This window comes from Microbacterium sp. G2-16M (genome assembly GCF_055809115.1).
Genome location: NZ_CM147897.1, coordinates 3,154,068 through 3,176,185 on the forward strand (window position 1 = coordinate 3,154,068; position 22,118 = coordinate 3,176,185).

At 71.3% G+C, this 22,118-nt stretch carries 21 protein-coding genes; 12 read left to right on the forward strand and 9 right to left on the reverse strand.

Translation table 11 applies throughout. The annotated features are described in order from the left end of the window. Positions 1-35 precede the first annotated feature (35 nt). From AC0L6F_RS14885 to AC0L6F_RS14900, 4 genes are read left to right on the forward strand one after another with little or no spacing between them, the layout of a single operon-like run. Positions 36-431: a TOBE domain-containing protein gene (locus AC0L6F_RS14885; RefSeq protein ID WP_473538469.1), complete on the forward strand. Its 396-nt coding sequence runs from the start codon at positions 36-38 to the stop codon at positions 429-431. A gap of 56 nt (positions 432-487) precedes the next feature. Then, positions 488-1,279 carry a molybdate ABC transporter substrate-binding protein gene (gene modA, locus AC0L6F_RS14890; protein WP_473538470.1) on the forward strand — a complete coding sequence of 264 codons (792 nt, stop codon included), beginning with the start codon at positions 488-490 and terminating at the stop codon, positions 1,277-1,279. Then, entirely contained in the window at positions 1,276-2,082 is an 807-nt protein-coding gene (locus AC0L6F_RS14895; protein WP_473538471.1) for an ABC transporter permease, read from the forward strand. The genes modA and AC0L6F_RS14895 overlap by 4 nt, the downstream gene beginning before the upstream one ends. A gap of 25 nt (positions 2,083-2,107) precedes the next feature. Then, entirely contained in the window at positions 2,108-3,025 is a 918-nt protein-coding gene (locus AC0L6F_RS14900; RefSeq protein WP_473538472.1) for an ABC transporter ATP-binding protein, read from the forward strand. 19 nt (positions 3,026-3,044) lie between these two features. Here AC0L6F_RS14900 and narI read toward each other — a convergent pair whose 3' ends face one another. From narI to AC0L6F_RS14920, 4 genes are read right to left on the reverse strand one after another with little or no spacing between them, the layout of a single operon-like run. Next, positions 3,045-3,806 carry a respiratory nitrate reductase subunit gamma gene (narI, locus tag AC0L6F_RS14905; protein ID WP_274637352.1) on the reverse strand — a complete coding sequence of 254 codons (762 nt, stop codon included), beginning with the start codon at positions 3,804-3,806 and terminating at the stop codon, positions 3,045-3,047. Beyond that, the gene (gene narJ, locus AC0L6F_RS14910) at positions 3,803-4,492 is read right to left on the reverse strand and encodes a nitrate reductase molybdenum cofactor assembly chaperone (protein WP_473538473.1); all 690 of its coding nucleotides are present in this window, start codon (positions 4,490-4,492) and stop codon (positions 3,803-3,805) included. The genes narI and narJ overlap by 4 nt, the downstream gene beginning before the upstream one ends. Next, positions 4,492-6,132 (reverse strand): nitrate reductase subunit beta, encoded by a 1,641-nt coding sequence (gene narH, locus AC0L6F_RS14915; protein WP_473538474.1) that lies wholly within the window; start codon positions 6,130-6,132, stop codon positions 4,492-4,494. The genes narJ and narH overlap by 1 nt, the downstream gene beginning before the upstream one ends. Continuing rightward, complete coding sequence (locus AC0L6F_RS14920; protein ID WP_473538475.1) at positions 6,129-9,875, reverse strand: nitrate reductase subunit alpha; 3,747 nt, start codon at positions 9,873-9,875, stop codon at positions 6,129-6,131. The genes narH and AC0L6F_RS14920 overlap by 4 nt, the downstream gene beginning before the upstream one ends. A gap of 223 nt (positions 9,876-10,098) precedes the next feature. Here AC0L6F_RS14920 and AC0L6F_RS14925 point away from each other — a divergent pair, with 223 nt between their 5' ends. Genes AC0L6F_RS14925 through AC0L6F_RS14935 form a run of 3 tightly spaced genes read left to right on the forward strand, consistent with a single transcriptional unit; the run spans position 10,099 to position 13,190 of the window. Then, positions 10,099-11,331 (forward strand): MFS transporter, encoded by a 1,233-nt coding sequence (locus AC0L6F_RS14925; RefSeq protein ID WP_473538476.1) that lies wholly within the window; start codon positions 10,099-10,101, stop codon positions 11,329-11,331. A gap of 42 nt (positions 11,332-11,373) precedes the next feature. Continuing rightward, complete coding sequence (gene moaA / locus AC0L6F_RS14930; RefSeq protein ID WP_473538477.1) at positions 11,374-12,438, forward strand: GTP 3',8-cyclase MoaA; 1,065 nt, start codon at positions 11,374-11,376, stop codon at positions 12,436-12,438. A 23-nt stretch (positions 12,439-12,461) separates the two neighbouring features. Next, a complete protein-coding gene (locus tag AC0L6F_RS14935; protein ID WP_473538478.1) occupies positions 12,462-13,190 on the forward strand; it encodes a GNAT family N-acetyltransferase in 729 nt (242 codons plus the stop codon). 48 nt (positions 13,191-13,238) lie between these two features. On the opposite strand, the gene AC0L6F_RS14940 is transcribed toward AC0L6F_RS14935, so the two are convergent. Further along, entirely contained in the window at positions 13,239-13,790 is a 552-nt protein-coding gene (locus AC0L6F_RS14940) for a GNAT family N-acetyltransferase (RefSeq protein ID WP_274637357.1), read from the reverse strand. Positions 13,791-13,876: 86 nt separating this feature from the next. Here AC0L6F_RS14940 and fdhD point away from each other — a divergent pair, with 86 nt between their 5' ends. Further along, entirely contained in the window at positions 13,877-14,788 is a 912-nt protein-coding gene (fdhD, locus tag AC0L6F_RS14945) for a formate dehydrogenase accessory sulfurtransferase FdhD (protein WP_259611472.1), read from the forward strand. A gap of 26 nt (positions 14,789-14,814) precedes the next feature. Here fdhD and AC0L6F_RS14950 read toward each other — a convergent pair whose 3' ends face one another. After that, a complete protein-coding gene (locus AC0L6F_RS14950) occupies positions 14,815-15,417 on the reverse strand; it encodes an ArsR family transcriptional regulator (protein ID WP_473538479.1) in 603 nt (200 codons plus the stop codon). 170 nt (positions 15,418-15,587) lie between these two features. On the opposite strand from AC0L6F_RS14950, the gene AC0L6F_RS14955 reads away from it, so the two are divergent. Further along, on the forward strand, positions 15,588-16,601 hold the full coding sequence (locus AC0L6F_RS14955) for an SDR family NAD(P)-dependent oxidoreductase (protein ID WP_473538480.1): 1,014 nt from the start codon (positions 15,588-15,590) through the stop codon (positions 16,599-16,601). A gap of 23 nt (positions 16,602-16,624) precedes the next feature. Here the strand turns inward: AC0L6F_RS14955 and AC0L6F_RS14960 are convergent, their stop codons facing one another. Then, on the reverse strand, positions 16,625-16,771 hold the full coding sequence (locus tag AC0L6F_RS14960; protein ID WP_473538481.1) for a hypothetical protein: 147 nt from the start codon (positions 16,769-16,771) through the stop codon (positions 16,625-16,627). A 283-nt stretch (positions 16,772-17,054) separates the two neighbouring features. Between AC0L6F_RS14960 and AC0L6F_RS14965 the strand changes: the two genes are divergently transcribed. Further along, entirely contained in the window at positions 17,055-18,455 is a 1,401-nt protein-coding gene (locus AC0L6F_RS14965) for an amidase (RefSeq protein ID WP_473538482.1), read from the forward strand. Positions 18,456-18,681: 226 nt separating this feature from the next. Here the strand turns inward: AC0L6F_RS14965 and AC0L6F_RS14970 are convergent, their stop codons facing one another. Then, positions 18,682-19,029: an ArsR/SmtB family transcription factor gene (locus AC0L6F_RS14970; protein WP_473538483.1), complete on the reverse strand. Its 348-nt coding sequence runs from the start codon at positions 19,027-19,029 to the stop codon at positions 18,682-18,684. Between the two features lie 16 nt (positions 19,030-19,045). Here AC0L6F_RS14970 and AC0L6F_RS14975 point away from each other — a divergent pair, with 16 nt between their 5' ends. Beyond that, the gene (locus AC0L6F_RS14975; protein WP_473538484.1) at positions 19,046-19,516 is read left to right on the forward strand and encodes an SRPBCC family protein; all 471 of its coding nucleotides are present in this window, start codon (positions 19,046-19,048) and stop codon (positions 19,514-19,516) included. A 15-nt stretch (positions 19,517-19,531) separates the two neighbouring features. Next, positions 19,532-20,329, forward strand: a complete 798-nt coding sequence (locus tag AC0L6F_RS14980) for a class I SAM-dependent methyltransferase (protein ID WP_274637362.1) — start codon at positions 19,532-19,534, stop codon at positions 20,327-20,329. Between the two features lie 124 nt (positions 20,330-20,453). Here AC0L6F_RS14980 and AC0L6F_RS14985 read toward each other — a convergent pair whose 3' ends face one another. Beyond that, positions 20,454-22,091, reverse strand: coding sequence for an HAD family acid phosphatase (locus AC0L6F_RS14985; RefSeq protein WP_473538486.1), 1,638 nt, complete (start codon positions 22,089-22,091; stop codon positions 20,454-20,456). Positions 22,092-22,118: the final 27 nt, after the last annotated feature.

Consider the following 22,118-nt stretch of genomic DNA (forward strand, 5'->3'; position numbering starts at 1 on the left):
TCAGATCGCCGCAGATGCGGTGCTATCGTGACGATATGCCCGCAAGCTACAAGATCTCGCAGGCCGCCCGTCTGCTCGGCGTCAGCGACGACACCGTGCGCCGCTGGGTGGAGCAGGGCGCGCTGCCGGTCACGGACTCTTCGCCGGCCGAGATTCCCGGGGAGGCGCTCGCGCGCCGTGCGGTGGAGCTGTCCGCTGCGGCCGTCGACCCGACGGATGTCCTCTCCAGTGCGCGCAATCGGTTCACCGGCCTGGTCACCAGGGTCATCGTCGACCAGGTCGCCGCCCAGGTCGACATCCAGGCGGGTCCGCATCGCGTGGTGTCGCTGATGACCGCCGAGGCCGTCCGTGACCTCGGTCTGGAAGTCGGTTCGCTGGCGGTCGCCGTGGTCAAGGCCACCACCGTCATCGTCGAGACCCCGCGTCCTTGACCGGTCTCGTCCACGCGAACTCGTCCGGAAGAACCCGCCAGAAGGGAGAGCACATCATGCGCCGGTTCCCCGTCATCGCCGCGGCTGCGGCCACACTCACCCTGGGGCTGGCCGGCTGTGCGATCAGTGCCACCCAGCCCGCCACGGACCAGCCCAGCGGCGCGACCGCCGCCCTCGGCGGCGACGTCACGGTGTCGGCGGCCGCGTCGCTGAAGGGCGCATTCGACACGGCCATCGAGAAGTTCACCGCCGCGCACCCGGACGTGCACGTGACCGCCAGCTATGACGGCTCCAGCACGCTGGCCACCCAGATCATCGGCGGCGCCAAGGTCGACGTCTTCGCCTCGGCCGACCAGGCGAACATGGACAAGGTCACCGCACCGGGGCTGGCCTCCGACCCGGTGGTCTTCGCCCGCAACACCCTCGTCATCGTCGTGCCCAAAGGCAATTCCGCCGGCGTGCAGAGCCTCGCCGACCTGGCGAAGCGGGGAGTGACCACCGTGCTGTGCGCACCCGAGGTGCCCTGCGGCGCCGCCTCCCGAACGCTGCTGGACAACGCCGGGGTGAGCGTGACGCCGGCCAGCTCCGAGCAGAACGTGACCGCGGTGCTGACCAAGGTGCGCACCGACGAGGCCGACGCCGGGCTCGTCTACAAGACCGACGCGGCAACCGCCGCCGGTCAGGTCGAGACCATCGTCCCCGAGGGCGCCGACAAGGTCGTGAACTCGTACCCGATCGCCGTGCTGAAGGACGCGCCCGACAAGGCCGCCGCGCAGGCGTTCGTCGACTTCATCACCGGGACCGAAGGGCAGGCCGTCCTCGCCTCGTTCGGATTCGAGAAGCCATGAATCGTCGCGGCTACGCGCCGCCGGTCCTCGCGGTCCCCGCCCTGATCGGCGTGGCCTTCCTCGTCCTGCCGCTGGCCGCCCTGGTCGGCAAGGTGCAGTGGGCGACGCTGTGGGCCGACATCACCTCGACCGAAGCTCTGGACGCGCTGCGGCTGTCGGTGACGACCGGCCTGATCGCCACCGCGCTGTGCTTGATGCTGGGGGTGCCGCTCGCGCTGCTGATCGCGCGGGCGCGCACGCGCACCGCCGCCGTGCTGCGCGCGATCGTGACCGTGCCGCTCGTGCTGCCGCCGATGGTGGGCGGACTGGCACTGCTGTTCCTGTTCGGCCGTTCCGGATGGCTCGGCTGGACCGGATGGCAGGTGCCGTTCACCACGACGGCGGTGGTCCTGGCCCAGACGTTCGTGGCGCTGCCGTTCCTCGTCCTGGCGCTGGAGGGCGCACTGCGCACCTCCGGCGTGGATTACGAGCGCGCCGCCACCGGGTTGGGCGCCGGCCGCTGGACGATCCTGTGGCGGGTGACGCTGCCGCTGGCCGCTCCCGGGCTGATCTCGGGAGTCATCCTGTGCTTCGCCCGCGCGATCGGCGAGTTCGGCGCCACCGCGCTGTTCGCCGGCAACGCGCCGGGGGTCACGCAGACCATGCCGCTGGCGATCTACACGGCGTTCAACGGCGCGGGGGTCACCCAGGGATCGGCGGTCGCGCTCTCGCTGCTGCTGCTGGTGACGGCGATCCTCGTGCTGCTGCTGGTGCGGGCCTGGCGACCGAACGCCCCCGCGACGGCCGCGGAGGGCGTCGGATGAGCGGCGCGCAGGCGGAGGGCGTCGGATGAGCGGCGCGGGGCTGGAGGCCCGGGTCCGGGTCGAGCGCGGGGCGTACGTGCTCGATGCGGCGCTGCGGGCCGACGCCGGAGAGATCGTCGCCGTGATGGGCCCGTCCGGTGCGGGCAAGTCCACCCTGTTCGATGCGATCGCGGGCTTCGTGCCGCTGGACGCGGGCGAGGTGCGGCTCGACGGGCGGACGCTGGAGGCGGCATCCGGCGTCCGCGTCGGCCCGCAGCACCGCGGCGTCGTGCTGCTCGGGCAGCAGCCGCGCCTCTTCCCGCACCTGTCGGCGCGCGAGAACGTCGCGTTCGGGCCGCGCGCCCGCGGCACGGGGCGCCGCGCGGCACGGACGGATGCCGATGCCTGGCTGGATCGCGTGGGGCTGGCCGGCATGGGCGCACGACGTCCCGCGCAGCTGTCCGGCGGGCAGCAGCAGCGGGTGGCGCTGGCCCGTGCGCTGGCGACCGCGCCGCGGGTGCTGCTGCTGGACGAGCCGCTGACGTCCCTCGACCCGGCCACCGCGGCCGACATCCGCGCGCTGCTGCGCGATCAGCTCGCCGCGACCGGGACGACGGCGCTCATCGCCACCCACGACGCGGCGGACGCGGCATCCCTCGCCGGCCGTCTGGTCGTGCTCGAAGCCGGACGGATCACGCAGGAGGGCGGGGTGCGCGAGGTGCTGGATGCCCCGGCCACGCCGTTCGCGGCCGCGGTCGCCGCGACGCTGCCGGACCGCCGGGGCGACGGCTCGGGCGGAGGCTCGGGCGACGGCTGGGCGGCGCGGATCGAGGACGTGCGGGCAGGCGGGTCGGGGGTCGTGGTGCGGGCGCGCACCGCGACCGGCGAGGACATCGTGCTGCAGCTTCCCGCCGGTGCCGGAGCGATCCCCGGCGGAACCATCACGGTCTCGGCCGGTCGCTGAGACCGGGGCGACCGGGTCGCTACGGCCGGTGCAGCCGTTCGGGGTCGGGCGGAGCCACCGGCTCCCACCCGCGCCGGGTGGCCCGGGCGCCGCTGCGGTGCTCGTCGCGCGAGCGATACACGATGTACGGCCGGAACAGGTACTGCACCGGCGCCGAGAACACGTGCACCAGGCGCGTGAACGGCCACAGGGCGAACAGCAGCGTCGCCGTCAGCGCGTGCAGCTGGAACATCAGCGGCGCCTGGTCCATGAGCTCGGGCTGCGGCTGGAAGAGCAGGATGCTGCGCACCCACGGGCTGATCGTGGTGCGGTACTCGTAGCCGGGGCCGAACAGCTGGTGCATGAACGTGGCGAGCGTGCCGAACAGCAGCGTGGCGCCCAGGAACACGTACATGACCTTGTCCATCGTGGTGGTCGCCAGGAACACCGGGCCGACCGTGCGGCGCCGGTAGATCAGGATCGCGAGCCCCGCGAGCGTCAGGATCGCGGCGGCCGTGCCGAGCACGGTCGCGCCGATGTGGTACATGTGCTCGTCGATGCCGATGGCGTACAGCCACTCGCGGGGGACCAGCAGGCCGACCGCGTGGCCGACCAGCACGAAGAGGATGCCGAAGTGGAACATCGGCGAGCCCCAGCGCAGCAGCCGGTTCTCGTACGACTGGCTCGACCGCGTCGTCCAGCCGAACTTGTCATACCGATACCGCCAGATGTGGCCGACGATGAACACGGCCGCGGCGATGTACGGCAGCACCACCCACAGCAGCAGGGACAGCGGGTTCATACGTCCTCCCTCACTCGGAACGGCGGCAGGATGCCGTTCAGGCTCAGCCCCACCGTCTCGGTGGGCGGCCCCTCGCTGATCAGTTCCAGGTAGCGCTCGCGCGTGGCCTCGTCCACCGGCGGCAGCGACAGGGTCACCGCCCGCACGACATCGGCCCACGGGCTGTCCATGGCCTCGAGGGCCGCACGCAGCACCTCGATGCCCTCCCGGTGGCTGGACAGCAGCGCGTCGGCGATCTCGGAGTCGCTCATCGCGGAGAATTCCAGTACGGCCGGCAGGTAGTCCGGCAGCTCGTGGGCGTCGAACTCCCACCCGGCCGCGCGATAGGCCTCCAGGATCGTCACCAGGGCGGTGCCGCGCTTGCGCGTGTCGCCGGTGGCGAAGTAGGTCAGATACAGGCTGCACTTGCGCTTCAGATCGAAGGTGCGCACGTACTGCTGCTCCCACGAGTGCGCGGACTCGGCGGCGTCCATGAACCGTTCCAGCGGATGCCGCAGCTTGTCCGGCAGCGGAGCCGCCAGTCCCCGCACCGCCGGAAGCTTCGCGAACCAGGCGGCATCCGGATAATCCAGCAGCACCGAGGCGGCCATGTGTGCGCGCGCACGCTCCGGGCGGCTCAGCGTGAGCGCGTTCAGTGACGCCGGCAGTCGGCGCCGCGGGGTGACGCGGGTGCGCAAGCCGACCATCACTTGTCCTTGTCCAGGGGCGGGAACAGGCCCTGCGGGGTCCCGTTGCCGTCCCAGTTGAGCAGGTTGACGCGGCCAGGGCCGGCCGGCCGGTCGGCGGTCTGCCGGTCCTTGAGCACGTGGAAGTTCTCCACCGCCACCGGGTCCGGGTGCCCGCTGGAGGCGCCGAACGGACCGGGGCCGCCCATGCCGGGGCCGCCGTCATAGTCCAGCGAACAGGCCAGCTCCTCCAGCTCGCGGGCCTGCTCCGCGTGCGCGGCGGGGATGACGTACCGGTCGTTGTACTTGGCGATCGCCAGCAGTCTGTACATCTCCTCCATCTCGGTGCCGGTCATCCCGACGGCCGCGGCGATCTCCTCGTCCCGACGGTCCTCCAGGTTGATCCCGCGCATGTACGAGCGCATCGCGGCCAGCTTGCGCAGCGAAGCATCCACCGGCGCGACATCCCCCGCGGTGAACAGCTCGGCCAGGTACGAGATCGGGATGCGCAGCTTGTCGATCGCGGCGAACAGCGTGCGCGCATCCTCGCCGTCGTTGCCCGAGCCGGTGACCACGTCCACCACCGGGGACAACGGCGGGATGTACCAGACCATCGGCATCGTCCGGTACTCCGGGTGCAGCGGCAGCGCCACCTTGTACTGCTGGATGAGCTTGTGGATGGGGCTGTTCTGCGCGGCCTCGATCCAGTCCTCCGGGATGCCGTCGCGCCGGGCGGCCTCGATGACCGCCGGATCGTTCGGGTCGAGGATGACGCTGCGCTGCGCGTCCAGCAGCTCGTGCTCGTCCTGGACGCTGGCCGCCTCGGCCACCCGGTCCACGTCGTACAGCACGAGGCCGAGATACCGCAGCCGCCCCACGCAGGTCTCCGAGCACACGGTCGGCAGGCCGACCTCGATGCGCGGGTAGCACAGCGTGCACTTCTCGGCCTTGCCGGTCTTGTGGTTGAAATAGACCTTCTTGTACGGGCAGCCGGACACGCACATCCGCCACCCGCGGCACTTGTCCTGGTCGACCAGGACGATGCCGTCCTCGGCGCGCTTGTACATCGCCCCGGACGGGCAGGATGCCACGCACGACGGGTTCAGGCAGTGCTCGCAGATGCGCGGCAGGTAGAACATGAATGCCTGCTCGAACTCCGCGTGCACCTTCTCGCTCATCTTCTTCAGGATCGGGTCGTCCTGCATGGTCTCGGCCGACCCGCCCAGGTCGTCATCCCAGTTGGCCGACCATGAGATCTTCATGTCCTTGCCGGTGAGCAGGCTCTTCGGGCGGGCGACCGGCGTCTGCTCGCCCTTGGGCGAGTTCAGCAGCATGTCGTAGTCGTACGTCCAGGGCTCGTAGTAGTCCTCGATCTCGGGCAGATTCGGGTTCGAGAAGATGTGCGCGAGCTTGGCGAGCCGTCCGCCGCTGCGCAGCTTGAGCCGGCCCCGCTTGGTGCGCACCCAGCCGCCGCCCCACCGCTCCTGATCCTCGTACGAGCGCGGATAGCCGACGCCGGGCCGGGTCTCGACGTTGTTGAACCACACGTACTCCACGCCGGTCCGGTTCGTCCACGCCTGCTTGCACGTGACCGAGCAGGTGTGGCATCCGATGCACTTGTCGAGGTTCATCACCATCGACATCTGCGCCATGACCTTCATCGGTACTGCACCTCCTGGCTCCGGCGACGGATGGTCGTGACCTCATCGCGCTGATTCCCGGTCGGGCCGAGATAGTTGAACGCCCAGGCCAGCTGAGCGTACCCGCCGATCAGGTGGCTGGGCTTGAGCAGGATGCGGGTGAGGGAGTTGTGGATGCCGCCGCGCAGGCCGCTGGTCTCCGAGATCGGCACATCCACCGTGCGGTCCTTCGCGTGGTACATGTACACCGTGCCCTCCGGCATCCGGTGCGACACGATGGCCCGCGCCACCACGACGCCGTTGCGGTTGTAGGCCTCGATCCACTCGTTGTCGCGCACGCCGATCTTGCCGGCGTCCGCGATGCTCATCCAGATCGTCGGGCCGCCGCGACTCAGCGACAGCATGAACAGGTTGTCCTGGTACTCGGAGTGGATCGACCACTTCGAGTGCGGCGTCAGGTACCGCACCGACACCTCGGTCTGGCCGTCGGCGCCCGGCCCGGCGATGCGGTTGCGCGCACCGGGGATCGCGTCGCCGAACAGTCGGTGCATGTCCAGCGGCGGACGGTAGATCGGCAGGTTCTCGCCGAGCTCCTCCATCCAGTCGTGGTCGAGGAAGAAGTGCTGCCGGCCGGTGAGCGTGTGCCAGGGCTTGAGCTGCTCGACGTTCACCGCGAACGCGGTGTAGCGGCGTCCGCCGTGCTCGGATCCGGACCACTCCGGCGAGGTGATGACGCTGCGCGGCTGCACCTGCACGTCGCTGAACGTGATGTGCGTGCCCTCGTGCTCCTCGGCCAGGAACGCCATCTTCTGACCGGTCTGCTCCTCGAGTCGCTGGAAGCCCTGCACCGCCAGCCGTCCGTTCGTCGTGCCGGACAGGGCCAGCACCATCTCGCACGCGCGCTTGTCGGTGTCCAGCCGCACTCGTCCGGCCATCGGTCCGGCGGCGACCGTACCGTTCAGGCCCTTGAGCATCTCGACGTCGCGCTCGGGCCGGTAGGTGATGCCCTTCGTGGTCATGCCGAGCTTCTCAGTGAGCGGACCCAGCGTGTTCCACTGCGCCGCCAGCGCAGGATAGTCCCGCTCGACCACGATCAGCTTGGCCATCGTCACGCCCGGCACGAGCGGCAGGTCGCGCACCCGGCCGTGCGGTGTGGCCATCACGTCGGGGGTGTCGTGCTGCAGCGGGGCGGCAACGATGTCGCGGCGCACGCCGAGGTGGGTGCGGGCCATCTCGCTGAAGCGCTCGGCGATCGCCTTGAACGTCTCGAAGTCCGTGCGGGTCTGCCACGGCGGATCGATCGCCGGCGAGAACGAATGCACGAACGGGTGCATGTCGGTCGAGGACAGGTCGTACTTCTCGTACCAGGTCGCGGTGGGCAGCACGACGTCGCTGAACAGCGTGGTGCTGGTCATGCGGAAATCGCTCGTCATCAGCAGGTCGAGCTTGCCCAGCGGCGCGTCCTCGCGCCAGCGCACGTCGCGCGGACGCGCGCCGGCCGGCGTCTCGCCCACCCGCACCGCAGAGTCCGTGCCCAGCAGGTGCTTGAGGAAGTACTCGTTGCCCTTGCCCGACGAGCCCAGCACGTTGGCGCGCCACATCGAGATCACCCGCGGGAAGTTCTCCGGAGCATCCGGGTCCTCGCAGGCGTAGTGCAGCGATCCGTCGTTGAGCGAGTCGACGATGTACTGTGCCGGCTCCTTGCCGGCGGCCTCTGCGTCGTCGACGAGATCGAGGGGGTTGCGCGAGAACGTCGGGTAGCTGGGCATCCACCCGCGCTTGACCGACTCGACCAGGCAGTCGGCCGTGGTCCGGCCCGCGAACGTGCCGCGCGCCAGCGGCGAGGCCAGCTGGTCGGCCGGCAGCCCGTCGTAGCGCCACTGGTCGGTGGCCAGATACCAGAACGCGGTGCCGATGGCCTGGCGCGGCGGGCGGGTCCAGTCCAGCGCCCCGGCGTACTGGTTGTACCCGGTCAGAGGTCGCACCTTCTCTTGGCCGACGTAGTGCGCCCAGCCGCCGCCGTTCACGCCCTGGCAGCCGCACATCATGGTCAGTGCCAGGAACGTGCGATAGATGGTGTCGGAGTGGAACCAGTGGTTCGTGCCCGCGCCCATCAGGATCATCGAGCGTCCGCCGCTGCGCAGCGCGTTGTCGGCGAACTCCCGGCCGATCCGCGAGGCCTGCGCGGCCGGGACCGAGGTGATCTCCTCCTGCCAGGCAGGGGTGCCCGGGCTCGACGCGTCGTCGTAGCCGGTCGGCCACTGCCCCGGCAGGCCGTCGCGGCCGACGCCGTACCGGGCCAGCATCAGGTCGAAAACGGTCGTGACGGTGCGTCCGGCGACGGTGCGCACCGGGACGCCGCGGCTGACGATGCCGACGCCGCCGGCGTGCTCGTGCCCGGGCTCGGGGGCGACGTCGAAGCGAGGGAGGGCGACTTCGGCGGATGCCCCGTCCCAATCGGTCGCGTCCGCGATCGACAGCGGGGGCACGACGTCGCCGAGGTCCAGGTTCCACCGGCCCTGGTCCTCGGGGGTGAACCGGTGGCCGAGCGACCCGCCCGGCACCACCGCGGTGCCGTCGGCGTCCAGCAGCACCGGCTTGAACTCGCCGCGCGGGGTGTCCGCGGCATCCGCGTCGAGATCGCTCGCGGTCAGGAACTTGCCCGGCACCAGCCGGTCGCCGTGCTGCTCGAGCGTGACCAGATACGGCGCGTCGGTGTATCGGCGCATGTAGTCCTGGAACGGGGCGGTGCGCTCGCGCACGAAGAACTCGGTGAGGATGACGTGCCCCATCGCGATCGCCAGCGCGGCATCCGTCCCCGGGTGCGGCGCAACCCATTCGTCGGCGAACTTGGTGTTGTCGGTGTAGTCCGGCGAGACCACGATCACCTTCTGGCCGCGGTAGCGGGCCTCGGTCATGAAGTGCGCGTCCGGGGTGCGGGTGACCGGCACGTTCGAGCCCCACATCATCAGGTAGCCGGCGTTCCACCAGTCGGCCGATTCGGGCACGTCGGTCTGATCGCCGAACACCTGGGGGCTGGCCACCGGCAGATCGGCGTACCAGTCGTAGAACGACAGCATCGTGCCGCCGAGCAGGTTCATGAACCGCGAGCCCGAGCCGTGCGAGATCATCGACATCGCCGGGATGGGCGAGAAGCCCGCGACCCGGTCCGGCCCGAACGCCTTCACCGTGTGCACGTGCGCGGCCGCCACGATCTCGACCGCCTCGTCCCACGTGGTGCGCACCAGCCCGCCCTTGCCGCGGGCGCTCTTGTAGGCGCGGGATGCCTCGGGGTCCTCCACGATCGACCGCCAGGCGTCGACCGGGTCGGGGTGGGTCTGCTTGGCCGCGCGGTAGAGCTCCAGCAGGGTGTCGCGGATGTAGGGGTAGCGCACCCGGGTGGGGGAGTAGGTGTACCAGCTGAACGCGGCGCCGCGGGGGCAGCCGCGCGGTTCGTACTCGGGCGAGTCCGGCCCGACCGACGGGTAGTCGGTCTGCTGGGTCTCCCAGGTGATGATGCCGTCCTTGACGTACACCTTCCACGAGCACGACCCGGTGCAGTTGACCCCGTGCGTGGAACGGACCACCTTGTCGTGCGACCAGCGGTCGCGGTAGAAGACATCCCCCTCGCGGCCGCCCTCGAGGAACAGTGCGCGCTGATCGCCCGAGATCTCGCCGGGCCGGATGTATCGGCTCAGCGACAGCAGGGTGTCGGCGAGCGGGCCGTCCGTGGCCGGCTGCGTGGTGCGGATCTTGGGAGTCATGCCTGGTCCTCCAGCCTCGCGATTACCCCCAGTATGGGCGGGGCGCCGCGGGACCGCCAGGGGGGCGAGCCGTGTTTAATGGCGGGCGATCCCGTGGAAAATCGTCGGGCAGACGCACCCGGCGCGACATACGTCGAAGAATCGCGCCTCGAATAAAAACGGTGCGGGCTGGTGACGCGGGCGCGGTTCCTGGCTAGCCTGTCGCGAAACGAGAGGAGCCGTCATGGCGCCCATGTCTTCGACGGTCACGGACATGCGGACCACGGCCGAGCTGCGCGGCGGTCTCGGCCAGGTGCTCCTGGCGACCCTCGCGTCGACGGCCGGCTTCTGGGCGTGGATGGCGATCGCGCCGCTGCAGGGCCTCTACGCGACCTCGATGGGGCTGGGGCAGGGGCAGATCTCGCTCATGCTGGCCACCCCGGTGCTGGTCGGCGCGCTCGGCCGCATCGTGGTGGGCGCCCTGACCGACCGCTGGGGCGGTCGGAGGATGTTCACCTTCGTGCTGCTGGCGGGCGTGCCGGCCGTGCTGCTGGTGGCGCTCGCCGGCTCGATCAAGAGCTTCCCGCTGCTGGTGTTCGCCGGGTTCCTGCTGGGCGTGTCCGGCACCATCTTCGCCGTGGGCGTGCCGTTCTCCAGTGCCTGGTACGCGCCCGCACGACGGGGGTTCGCGAACGGCGTGTTCGGGATGGGGATGATCGGCACCGGCGTGTCGGCCTTCTTCACCCCGCGGCTGGCGCAGCAGATCGGATATCTGCCCACCCACCTGCTCATCGCCGGGATCATGGTCGTGATGGCGGCACTGTGCTGGTTCTTCCTGCGCGACTCGCCGGCCTGGACGCCGAGCAGCCAGGCGCTGGTCCCCAAGGTGGTCGGGGCGCTGAAGCTGCGGATCACGTGGCAGATGTCTTTCCTGTACGCGATCGTGTTCGGCGGGTTCGTGGCGTTCTCCACCTACCTGCCGAAGTACCTCACCACGATCTATCCGGACGAGGTCGACGCCGTCGGGGCCGGCACCCGCACCGCGATGTTCGCGGTCGCGGCGGTCGTGGCGCGCCCGATCGGCGGCGTGCTGGCCGACCGGTTCGGGCCGAAGGTGGTCTCGCTGCTCTCGCTGGCGGGGATCGTGGCGGCCGCCTACGTCGTCGGTCAGGAGCCGCCCGAGGGCATCGTCACCGGCGTCACCTTCCTGCTCATGGCCGCCGCGATGGGCCTGGGCATGGGCGGGGTGTTCGCCTGGGTCGGCCCCTCCACCCCGCCGGACCGGGTCGGCGCGGTCACCGGCGTGGTCGCGGCCGCCGGCGGACTGGGCGGCTACTTCCCGCCCCTGGTGATGGGCGCCACCTACCAGGCCGAGACGAACTCGTACTGGCTCGGACTGTGGCTGCTCGTGCTCGTGGGCGCGCTGGCGCTGGTGGTGGCCGGGATGATGCGCGACGCCCGGCCGAAGAAGGCCTGAGCCACGGCCCGGAGTCTCCCGCGCAGCGGTTACGGTGGGCATATGGCCGCCGAGATGCTCACCGGGACCCGCGATGCGCGCGGGCGCGCGCTGCACGATCTGCGCATCTCGGTGACCGATCGCTGCAACTTCCGCTGCGTGTACTGCATGCCCAAGGAGATCTTCGGCCGCGATTACGCGTTCCTGCCGAAGGAGCAGCTGCTCAGCTTCGAGGAGATCGAACGGGTCGCGCGGGCCGCGGTCGCCCTGGGGGTGCGCAAGCTGCGGCTCACCGGCGGCGAGCCGCTGCTGCGCCGCGACATCGAGGTGCTGATCGGGATGCTGGCCGGCATCGAGACCGACGACGGATCGCCGCTGGACATCGCCCTGACCACGAACGGATCGGCCCTGGCGCACAAGGCGCCCGCACTGCGCGCGGCAGGCCTGGACCGGGTCACCGTGTCGCTGGACTCGCTGGACGATGCCACCTTCCGGGCGATGAACGACATCGACTTCCCGGTCGCACGCGTGCTCGACGGCATCCGCGCCGCGCGCGAGGAGGGTCTTCCGGTCAAGGTCAACACCGTGGTCAAGCGCGGGATGAACGACGGCGACATCCTCTCCATCGCCGAGCGGTTCCGCGGCACCGGGGTGACGGTGCGGTTCATCGAGTTCATGGATGTCGGGACCACCAACGGCTGGAACCTGGCCGAGGTCGTGCCCTCGGCCGAGGTGGTCGCGCGCATCGACGCCGTCCATCCGCTCGAGCCGGTGCCGCCGGCCTATCCGGGCGAGACGGCCGGCCGCTGGCGCTACCGCGACGGGGCCGGCGAGGTGGGCGCCATCTCCAGCGTCACCGCGCCGTTCTGCGGCGCGTGCACGCGGGCGCGGATCTCTGCGGACGGCAAGCTGTTCACCTGCCTGTTCGCCGCGCGCGGGCACGATCTGCGCGCGCTGCTGCGCGGGGTCGCCTCCGGCAGTGGGGCGTCGGATGACGAGCTGCGTGCCGCGCTCGCCGGGATCTGGGCGGTCCGCGACGACCGGTACTCCGAGATCCGCTCGTCGGCCACCGCCGCCGAGTCGACCGAATCCGCCCCGCGGGTGGAGATGTCCTACATCGGCGGCTGAGCGCACCGGATAGGCTCCCGGGGGTGAGCAGCATCCGTCCGTTCCGGCCCGGAGACGAGTCCGCGCTCGGTGAGATCTGCGTGCGCACCGCGGCGGCGGGCGCCGACGCCACCGGGATGCTCAGCGATGACGACATCTGGCCGGCGATCTTCGTCTGGCCGTATGTCGCGCGCCATCCCGACACCGCGTTCGTGGTCGAGACCGACGAGGGCCGGGTGGCCGGCTACATCGTGTGCGCGCCCGACACCGACGCCTTCGAGACCTGGTTCCGCACCGACTGGTGGCCGCCGTTCGCGCGGCGGTGGGCACGGCCGGCGCCGCGCGGAGATCAGGGGCACCCGGGGAGCCGGGAGCCCGTGGATCAGGAGCACGCGGATCAGGAGCACGCGGATCAGGAGCACGCGGATCAGGAGCAGGGGCTCCTCGCCTATGCCGCCGCCCGCGGCGGCGCGGCGAACCGCTATCAGGCGATGGGCTTCCCCGCGCACCTGCACATCGACCTGCTGCCCGAACTGCAGGGGCAGGGGTGGGGGCGACGGCTGATCGACACGCTCGCCGACCGCCTGCGCACGCGTGGCGTGCCCGGTGTCCACTTGGTGGCCGGCGCCGAGAACGCCGGTGCCGTCGCGTTCTATCCGCGGGTCGGATTCACGGCGCTGGCCGCACACCCGGCGGACGAGAACGACCGGCCCTTCGGCATGCGGCTGCCGCCGCGGCATCCGACGTCCGCAGACGGTCCTGCGGCGAGCTGACTCGGCGGGGGCACGACCGTCCAGGTCGCGCACCCGCGGCGGGCCGACTCAGCGGGGCACGACCTCGCCCAGATCGCGCACCCGGCGGCGCTCGTGCAGTGCGGGGATGCCGGTGTCGCCCACGATCCGGTCGTCCTCCTTCGCCGCGCCGTCCTCGCGCCAACCGTGGCGCTCGTAGAAGGATGCCGCCCGCTCGTTGCCGTCCAGGACCCACAGCGACGCGGTGCGGAACCCGGACGCGCGCAGCGCGGCCTCGGCCGCCATCATCAGCGCGTGCCCGACCCCGGTCGACCAGTTCTCCGGCAGCGCATACAGGGCGTACAGCTCCCCACGGCCCGCAGCATCCTCGTCCCGGCACAGGCCGGTCGCCGCCCACCCCACCGGATATCCGTCGCGCTCGGCCAGCAGGCTCGCCGAACGCGGGTCGGCGTTGTGCCGGTCCCAGTGCAGGGCGCGCAGGTGCGCCTCGCGGTCGACGTCGAGCCGGTCCAGCAGGGCGTCGGCGATCAGCCCGTGGTAGGCCACCCGCCACGACGCCACCCGGATCGTGGCGATGGCACGGGCATCGGCCTCTGTCGCCCGCCGCACCGTCAGCACCATGTCGGCATCCTTCCCGCCGCCCGCATCATGGAAGACGACGGTACCCGATGCCCGCAGGGAGGGTAGCCTCGAAGACGGAGGACGAGATGGGCAGGATCACCGCGCGGAAGCGGGTCGTGCGGGTCCGCGTGGACGCGGATCGCGACGAAGAGGCGACCTCGGCGCGCGCCGATGTGCTGGCGGTCGAGGAGCCGCTGGAGATCCGCATCGGCGGCGAACCGCTGACGGTCACCATGCGCACCCCCGGACACGACGTCGAGCTGGCCGCCGGCTACCTGGTCGCCGAGGGCGTGATCACCCGTGAGGGGCAGTTCGCCTCGGCCATCCACTGCGGCGGCCCGGGGGCCCCGGGACGGATCATCGAGACCGGGCGGCTGTCGCTGACGCCGACGAGCGTCGAAGGCAACACCTACAACGTGCTGGATGTCACGCTCGCGCCGGGCACGCCGCTGCCCGAGACCCTGACCTCGCGTCGGACCTACACCTCCAGCGCCTGCGGCGTGTGCGGCGCGGCCTCGATCGACCAGGTCGCGCGCACCTCCGCGTTCGACGTCTCCGCCGATCCGGTGCCGGTGGATGCCGTGCGGGTGGCGGGCTTCCCCGAGCAGCTGCGCGCCCACCAGGACGTTTTCGACAAGACCGGCGGGCTGCACGCCGCCGGTCTGTTCGACGCGGTCACCGGCGAGATGCTGGTGGTCCGCGAGGATGTCGGACGACACAACGCCGTGGACAAGGTCATCGGATGGGCCGCGCTGGCCGGGCGCCTGCCGCTGACCGGCACGGTGCTGCAGGTGTCGGGCCGGGCGAGCTTCGAACTCGTGCAGAAGGCCGCCATGGCCGGCATCCCCATCCTGGCCGCGGTCTCGGCGCCCTCCTCGCTCGCGGTCGAGCTGGCCGAGACATCCGGTCTCACCCTCATCGGTTTCGTGCGGGGATCGACGATGAACGTCTACGCCCGTCCGGATCGGGTGCGCGTCGGGGTCGCCGCGCCGGTCTGACGCGCCGGGCGCCTTCGGCACCGCGATCAGGCCATCGTCAGCTGCACGTGGCACTGCACGGGGTCGCACGTGGGCAGCAGGCCCTCGACCTCGAGCGGTCCGCCGGCCTCGGTGAGCACGCCCTGCATGATGCCGACGTGCACCGCGCACAGCACGCCGCGATGCGCGGCCTGCGCCCGGGCGTGCTCGCAGGGGGTGAGGTCGACGGTGAGGGCGTCCTGATCGACGGTCGGCTCGAAGCCCGCGTCCTGCAGGTCTTCGACGAGGGCGTCGAGCTGATGCTGGGCGGCCTCGGGGAGGCCGGTCTCGGTCCACGGCATCACGCGGCGCATCAGATCGCCGCGCTCGGCGGCCTCGCGCACCCGACGCCGTGCGACCGGGCTGGAGGGGGCATCCGGTCCCGTCGCCGCGGTGTAGAGCATGCGCGGGCGTCCGCGGGTGGTCCGGTGCTCGGCCTCGGGCACGACGTATCCCGATTCGATCAGCCGGTGCAGATGTTCGCGCACAGTATTCGCGTGCAGGCCGGTCGCCTCGGTCAGATCGACGATCGTGCGGGACGGCCGTTCCTGCAGCAGGTGCAGGATCTGCACCCGGGAGTAGCTCGAGATCGCGCTGTACGCGGGGGCCATGAGCCCATTATCACTGCATCGCGGGGACAGAACGCCCAACCCGGCCCGACCCGCGCGGCGAGAACGGGAATACTGGTCGGAGGGAACCCTCGCACGGGGGTTCCCGCACGAGATCGGGGTGGCGGCTCCACCGGACGGCGGGGCGATCACCGGGACGAGAGGGATCACCGATGTCCGAGAGCAAGGCTCTGACCGCGAACAGCACGATCGGCGAGTGGCTGGACAGCCCCGTCGGCGGTGAGCTCGTGCGGGGGCTGCTCGCGCAGTCCGGCGCCACCGAACAGACCCTGGCGCCGATCAGGGGGCTGCCGCTGCAGCAGCTGGTGGCGCTGAGCCAGGGGCAGCTGCCCCAGTCGGTCGTGGACGATCTGGTGCTCAAGGCCAACGGCGGGGTGATGCCGGAAGAGCAGGAGAGCACCGGCTGGGCCGAGCAGGTCACGGCGGGCCGGTTCGCCGGGCGCACGCTGGTGGTCACCGGTGCGGCCTCCGGGATCGGCCGGGCCGCGGCATCCCGGATCGCGCGCGAGGGCGGGCGTGTCGTGGCCGTCGACGTGTCGGCCGAGCGGCTGGCCGAGTTCGCCGCATCGCTGCCGGAGGCGCAGATCGTCACCGTGACCGGGGACATCACGAAGCAGGAGGCGGTGGACGCGATCGTGGCGGCCGCCGGGGAGCGCATCGACGGGCTCGCGAACGTGGCCGGCATCAACGACGACTTCTCGCCGCTGCACGAGACCAGCGACGCGATGTGGGACCGGGTGCTCGCGGTGAACCTCACCGGTGCGTTCAAGCTCACCCGTGCCGTGCTGCCCGCCATGATCGCGGCCGGCCGCGGCGCGGTGGTCAACGTGGCGTCCGAGGCCGGACTGCGCGGAAACGCGTCCGGGAACGCCTACACCGTGTCCAAGCACGCCGTGGTCGGAATGACCAAGTCGGCCGCGTTCATGTACGGCCCGCAGGGCATCCGGGTCAACGCCGTCGCTCCGGGTGGAGTGGCCACCGGCATCCCGTTCCCGCCGAACGTGTCCCCGAGCGGTTCGGCGCGACTGCAGCCGTTCCAGGCGCAGATCCCCACGGTGGCCACCGCGGAGCAGCTGGCGGCGTCCATCACGTTCCTGCTGTCGGATGACGGCGTGAACATCAACGGCGCGATCCTGGCCTCGGACGGCGGCTGGTCGGTGCAGTAGCGGCGTCGGTCGGGCGTCCTCGGTCAGAACAGGAACAGCTGGCCGAGGACGACGATCGCGATGACGAAGACGGCGACGATCGCGCAGATCACGCCGATCGTCTTCACCGACAGGCGCGCGATGCCGAACCCCACCAGGAACGGCAGCGCCGCCAGCAGCAGCGCGACCACCCACCAGAACGTCGAGAAGCCGCCGAGGTCTGACCGAGGCGACCGTCGAACAGCGTGCGGGCCAGCGGATGGGTGGCGAAGGCCACCGCCCCCGACAGCGGAGCGGCGATGAGGGCCGCCACGATCAGCCCGATCAGGGCGCCCCACAGTCCGGACCGCTCGCCGAGGACCGGATGATCGTCGGTGGTCTTGTTCGTCGTCGCCATGGCACGAGTGTACGGGGGCGCGGGCCGCCCACCCCGCACGTGGCGCCGGCGACCCCGGCATGGTGGGATGGATGTCGATGACACCTGCAGACCCGCTGCCGGGCGCATTCGCCCTGGCCGCCGACATCCGTGACGGGCGGACCACCGCGGCGGCCGTGATCGACGCGCACCTGGCGCGCATCGCGGCGCGCAACCCCGAGCTGAACGCCCTGCCGGTGGTGTTCGCCGACTGCGCCCGCCGGGCCGCCGACGGCGTGGATCGGACGATCGCCGCCGGCGGCGACCCCGGTCCGCTGGGCGGCGTGCCGATCTCGATCAAGGAGAACATCGACCTCACCTGGTCGGCCACCACCGAGGGATGGCGCGGCCTCGCCGACGCGGTCCCGGCCCGCGACGCGACGGTGGTGGCGCGGATGCGCACCGCCGGGGCGATCCCGATCGGCCGGGGCAACATGTCGGACTTCGGCATGCGCTGGGACACCGACAACGACCTGTTCGGTCGCACGTACAACCCCCGGGATCGCGGCCGGACGACGTTCGGCTCCAGCGGTGGCGACGCCGTGGCGGTGGCCACCGGGATGAGCGCGATCGGGCTCGGCAACGACTTCGGCGGCTCGATCCGCCTGCCGGCCGCCGCGCTCGGCGTGTGCGGGCTGCGTCCGTCCGCCGGGCGGGTGCCGCGTGCGCGGGTGGAGGACCGCCCGGTCGCGCTCACGCTGCAGCGGTTCGCGGTGAACGGCCTGCTGGCGCGCAGCGTCGCCGAGCTGGAAGGCGCCCTGGCGCTGGTGGCCGGGTGGGACCTCGACGATCCGGTCTCCCAGGAGCTGCCGTCCCTGCGCACGTACGACGGCCCGCGGACGGTGGCCGTCACCCGCGATCCGGCGGGGCGCGGCATCCACCCGGATGCCGGCGCCGGCGTCGATCGCGCCGCGGACGCCCTGCGGACCGCCGGGTGGGGTGTCGTCGCGGCAGAGCCGCCGTTCATCGAGGAGGCCGCAGAGCTGTGGCGTCGGCTGGCCTGCACCGACATGCTGTGGAGTCTGGATCCCGCGCGCCTGTCCGCGCCGCTCGGCCGGGCGGCGACGCGGTTCCTGCGCGACAGCACGGCGGCCGCCCGGCCGTACGAGACGGCCGCCGAGTATGCGCAGGCCTGGGCGCGGCGCGCCGTGATCGAGGCGGCGTGGCGCCGGTTCCAGGCCGAGTTCCCCGTCGTGCTCGGTCCGGTGTTCGCCGACCGGGTGCCGGCGCCCGAGTTCGACCTGGGCGGTCCCGAGCCCGCCGACCAGGCACTGCGCGATCTGCGGCTGGTGGTCGCCGTGAACTTCCTCGGCCTGCCGGCAGTGGCCGTGCCGACCGGGTATGGCGGCGACGGGATGCCGACGGCCGTGCAGCTGATCGGACCCGCGCACGGCGACATGGCAGCGCTCGCGGCGGCCGCGGCGGTCGAGGCCGCGCTCGGACCGCTGCCGCCGGCGTGACCGGGGCGATCGCGGCGCCGGCGTGACCGGGACGATCGCTGCGCCGCGCAGGCGGCATGATCGCGTCGTCGCCGGCACTCCGCGGCGCCGACAGCGGTCTCGCGTCGCCAACGCCAGCGCCAACGCCAGCGCTTGCGCCGGCAGCGGTCTCGCGTCGTCGGCGGCGGTGGCGTGGCTGTGCCGGCGGTCGCGCTGCACTGACGCCGCCCGTCACCCCGCTCCCGCGTCAGGCGTCCGGGGACTGCCCGCCTTCGTCCAGATGCGCCAGCAGCTCGACGGCGGCGCGCGCATAGCCGTCGATCCAGCGATCGTGGATGCGCTTGATCGGCAGCGGCGCCAGCGACAGGTGGCGCTCGCGACCGATGCGGCGACCGGTGACGAGCTCGGCCGCCTCCAGCACGCGCAGATGCTGCAGCACCGTGGTGCGGTCCAGGTCCTCGAACAGCTCGCACACCGCCCCGGTCGTGCGCGGCGACTCCTTCAGCGCGTCGAGGATCTGTCGGCGCACGGGTGATGCGAGCGCCTTGAAGACGCGGTCATCGTCCGCGGGGACCTTGCGCACAGCATCCGACATGTTGTAAAACTACAACATGTCTACCGAGTTGAAGGAACTGACGTTCACCGTGTCGGGTCGCGTGGCGCGCCCGATCGCCGAGGTGTACGAAGCCGTCGCCGATCCCGCGCAGCTGTCGCACTATTTCACGACCGGCGGCGCCCGGGGCCGCCTCGAGCCGGGATCCGCGGTCACCTGGGACTTCCACGACTACCCCGGCCGCTTCCCGGTCGACGTGATCGACGCACAGCCGCCGACACGGATCGTCATCCGCTGGGGCGGCGAGGCGGTGACCGCCGCCGACGGGAAGACCACCACCACGTTCGAGTTCGAACCGCTCGACGACGGCGCGCGCACGCTGGTGACGATCACGGAGTCCTCCTGGCAGGTCTCGCCCGAGGGGGCGCGCGGGGCGTTCGGCAACTGCGAGGGGTGGACCGGGATGCTGGCGGCCCTGAAGATGTGGGTCGAGCACGGCATCAGTCTGCGCGACGGATTCTATGCGTGATCGGAGATGGTGATCATGAGTGACGCATCGGCCGCGCACCGGCAGCGCGGGATCGCCGAGGGCTTCGGAGCGGACGCCGACGCCTACGACCGGGAGCGCCCGCACTATCCGGCGGAGCTTGCCACCGCCGTACTGGCGGGCGTGGGTTCGGATCAGCCAGAAGTCGTGGATGTCGGGATCGGCACCGGTCTGTCGGCCCTGCCGTTCCGGGACGCCGGCTGCCGTGTGCTCGGCGTCGAGGTCGATGCGCGGATGGCCGATCTCGCACGAGGGCGGGGGTTCGACGTCGAGATCGGCCGTTTCGAGGAGTGGGATGCGGCCGGTCGATCGTTCGATGTCGTCATGGCCGGACAGACGTGGCACTGGGTCGACCCGGTCGCCGGCGCGGCCCGGGCCCGCGAGGTGCTGCGTCCCGATGGCCGCCTCGCGCTGTTCTGGAACGCCGGTGACCCGCCGGCCGAGATCGCGGAGGGGTTCGCCGCCGCCTATCGGAACGTCGAGACCGGGCTGCCGTTCACCCCGTGGGCGACCCCGCAGCGCGAGGGCTACGGCGGGATGCTGGATGCCGCAGCCGACGGCATCCGTTCGGTCGGCGGCTTCGACGAGCCCGAGCGCCTGCGCCTGGACTGGCAGGCGACCATCACCCGCGACGCGTGGCTGGCCCAGGTGCCGACCGCCGGCGGGCACAACCGCATCGCGCCGGACAAGCTGGCGGCGCTGCTGGCGGCGATGGGCGAGGTGATCGACGCGCACGGCGGTGCGTTCCCGATGGCCTACGCCACCCTCGTCCTCCTCGCACGCCGCGCAGGTTGATGCCGCGGGCGCCGCGTGCAGAACTCCGGAGAAATATGGCGGATGCCGCCTCCTGAGCGGCTCATCGGCCGTTGCGGCGCCGATTCTCCGGAGTTCTGCACGTTCGGGCGGCATCCCCTCATGCCTACGGCAGGTAGTACGTCGGGTTCGGCAGCTTCACCGTCCGGTCGGCGTGCCCGCCGATGAGGTCGCTGAACTGGTCGCCGAAGTTCGCCACGATCCGGTAGTCGCCGCCGGCCGGCGTCTCGATGTGCGCGCGCGTCTGCGACTTGTACTCGATCGTCGTGCACTTCGCCGTCGCGCAGGTGATGTACGACGGCTGGGCGCCGGTCGCCCACTTGGTGTAGTAGTTCGCCGCGGTGAACCCCGTGTAGTACTTGTCGAGGTTGCCGACGGTGGCCGCCTTCTGATCGGCGCTGCGCCCGGTCAGGCCGATGAGCGTGCAGCCGGCGCGCTGCAGCAGCGTCGTGGCGCTGACCATGCCGGGTGTGGCCGGGAACCGCTCGGGCTGCACCCAGTCACTGTTCTGCACCACCGGATCGAACACGAAGTGCATGTCGTTGACCTCCATGTCGTAGGTCCACAGCGTCGTGTCGTCGGCGTCGAGCACGATCGCCGGGTTCTGGTGGTGCCGCTTCTGCACGGCGCACTGCGCGGCGATCGCGGGCAGCTGGCGGCGCAGGAGCGTGCGCATCTCGCTGATGTACGGCGAGTGCTCCTTGTTCGAGATGCCGTCACCGGTGTCGCCGTAGTAGGCGGCGATGGTCTTCTTGACCACATCGATGTTCGGGATGCCCTCGCCGCCCTGGGTGAGTCCGCTGGAGCCGTCCGCCTTCATGGTGAAGTGGCTGCGCAGCGCCAGCCGCGGCTCGTGCACTCCGGTCAGGTCGGCCGACGGGAGGTAGTAGGTCGGGTTGGGCAGCTTCTGGATGTGGTCGGCGTAGCCGCCCTGCAGGTCGGACCACTGATCGCCGACGTTCAGCACCACCTCGTAGCCGAGGTCCTGCTCCAGGTGCCTGCGCGTGCCGGCCTTGAACTCGACGGTGGTGCACGACGAGGTGGCGCAGCTGATGTACGACGGCTGGGCGCCGGTCGGCCACTTCGTGTAGTAGTTCGCGGCGGTGAATCCCGGGTATCCGACATCCGTCACGTTCTCGATGGATGCCGCCTTCTGGGCGTCGCTGCGCCCGGTGATGCCGATCACCGCGAAGCCCAGCCGCTGCGCGGTCGTGACGAGATCGACCATGCCCGGGGTGGCGGTGAACTTCTTGCCCTCGACCCAGACGTCCTGCTCGGCCGGGTCGAACACGAAGTGCATGTCGCCGACCTCCATGTCGTAGGTGAACAGCATGGTGTCGTCGGTGTCGACGACGATCGCGGGGGTCTTGTGGCTGTGCCGGGCCGCGCGCAGGTAATGGGGCAGCTGCGCCTTCAGCTTCGCCACGATGCGCTGCATCTCGCTGATGTAGGGCGAGTGGTCCTTGTCGGCGATGCCGGTGCCGGGATCGCCGTAGTACGCGGCGATGGTCTTCTTCACGATGTCGATGTTGGGGATGCCTTCACCGCCCTGGGTGCGGCCGCTGGATCCGTCCGCGACCATCGTGAAGTGCGTGCGCGGCGCGAGCGTCTGTGCATGGGAGTGACCGGGCGTCGGGGAATGACCCGGCGAGTATGCCTGCGCCGTGGTCGCGCCGGCCACTGAGAGGGCCAGGGTGAGTGCGGCGGTGAGGGAGACGGCTGCCAGACGGCGTGCGCGAAGCATCGATGACTCGCTTTCGGTCGGGGGTGG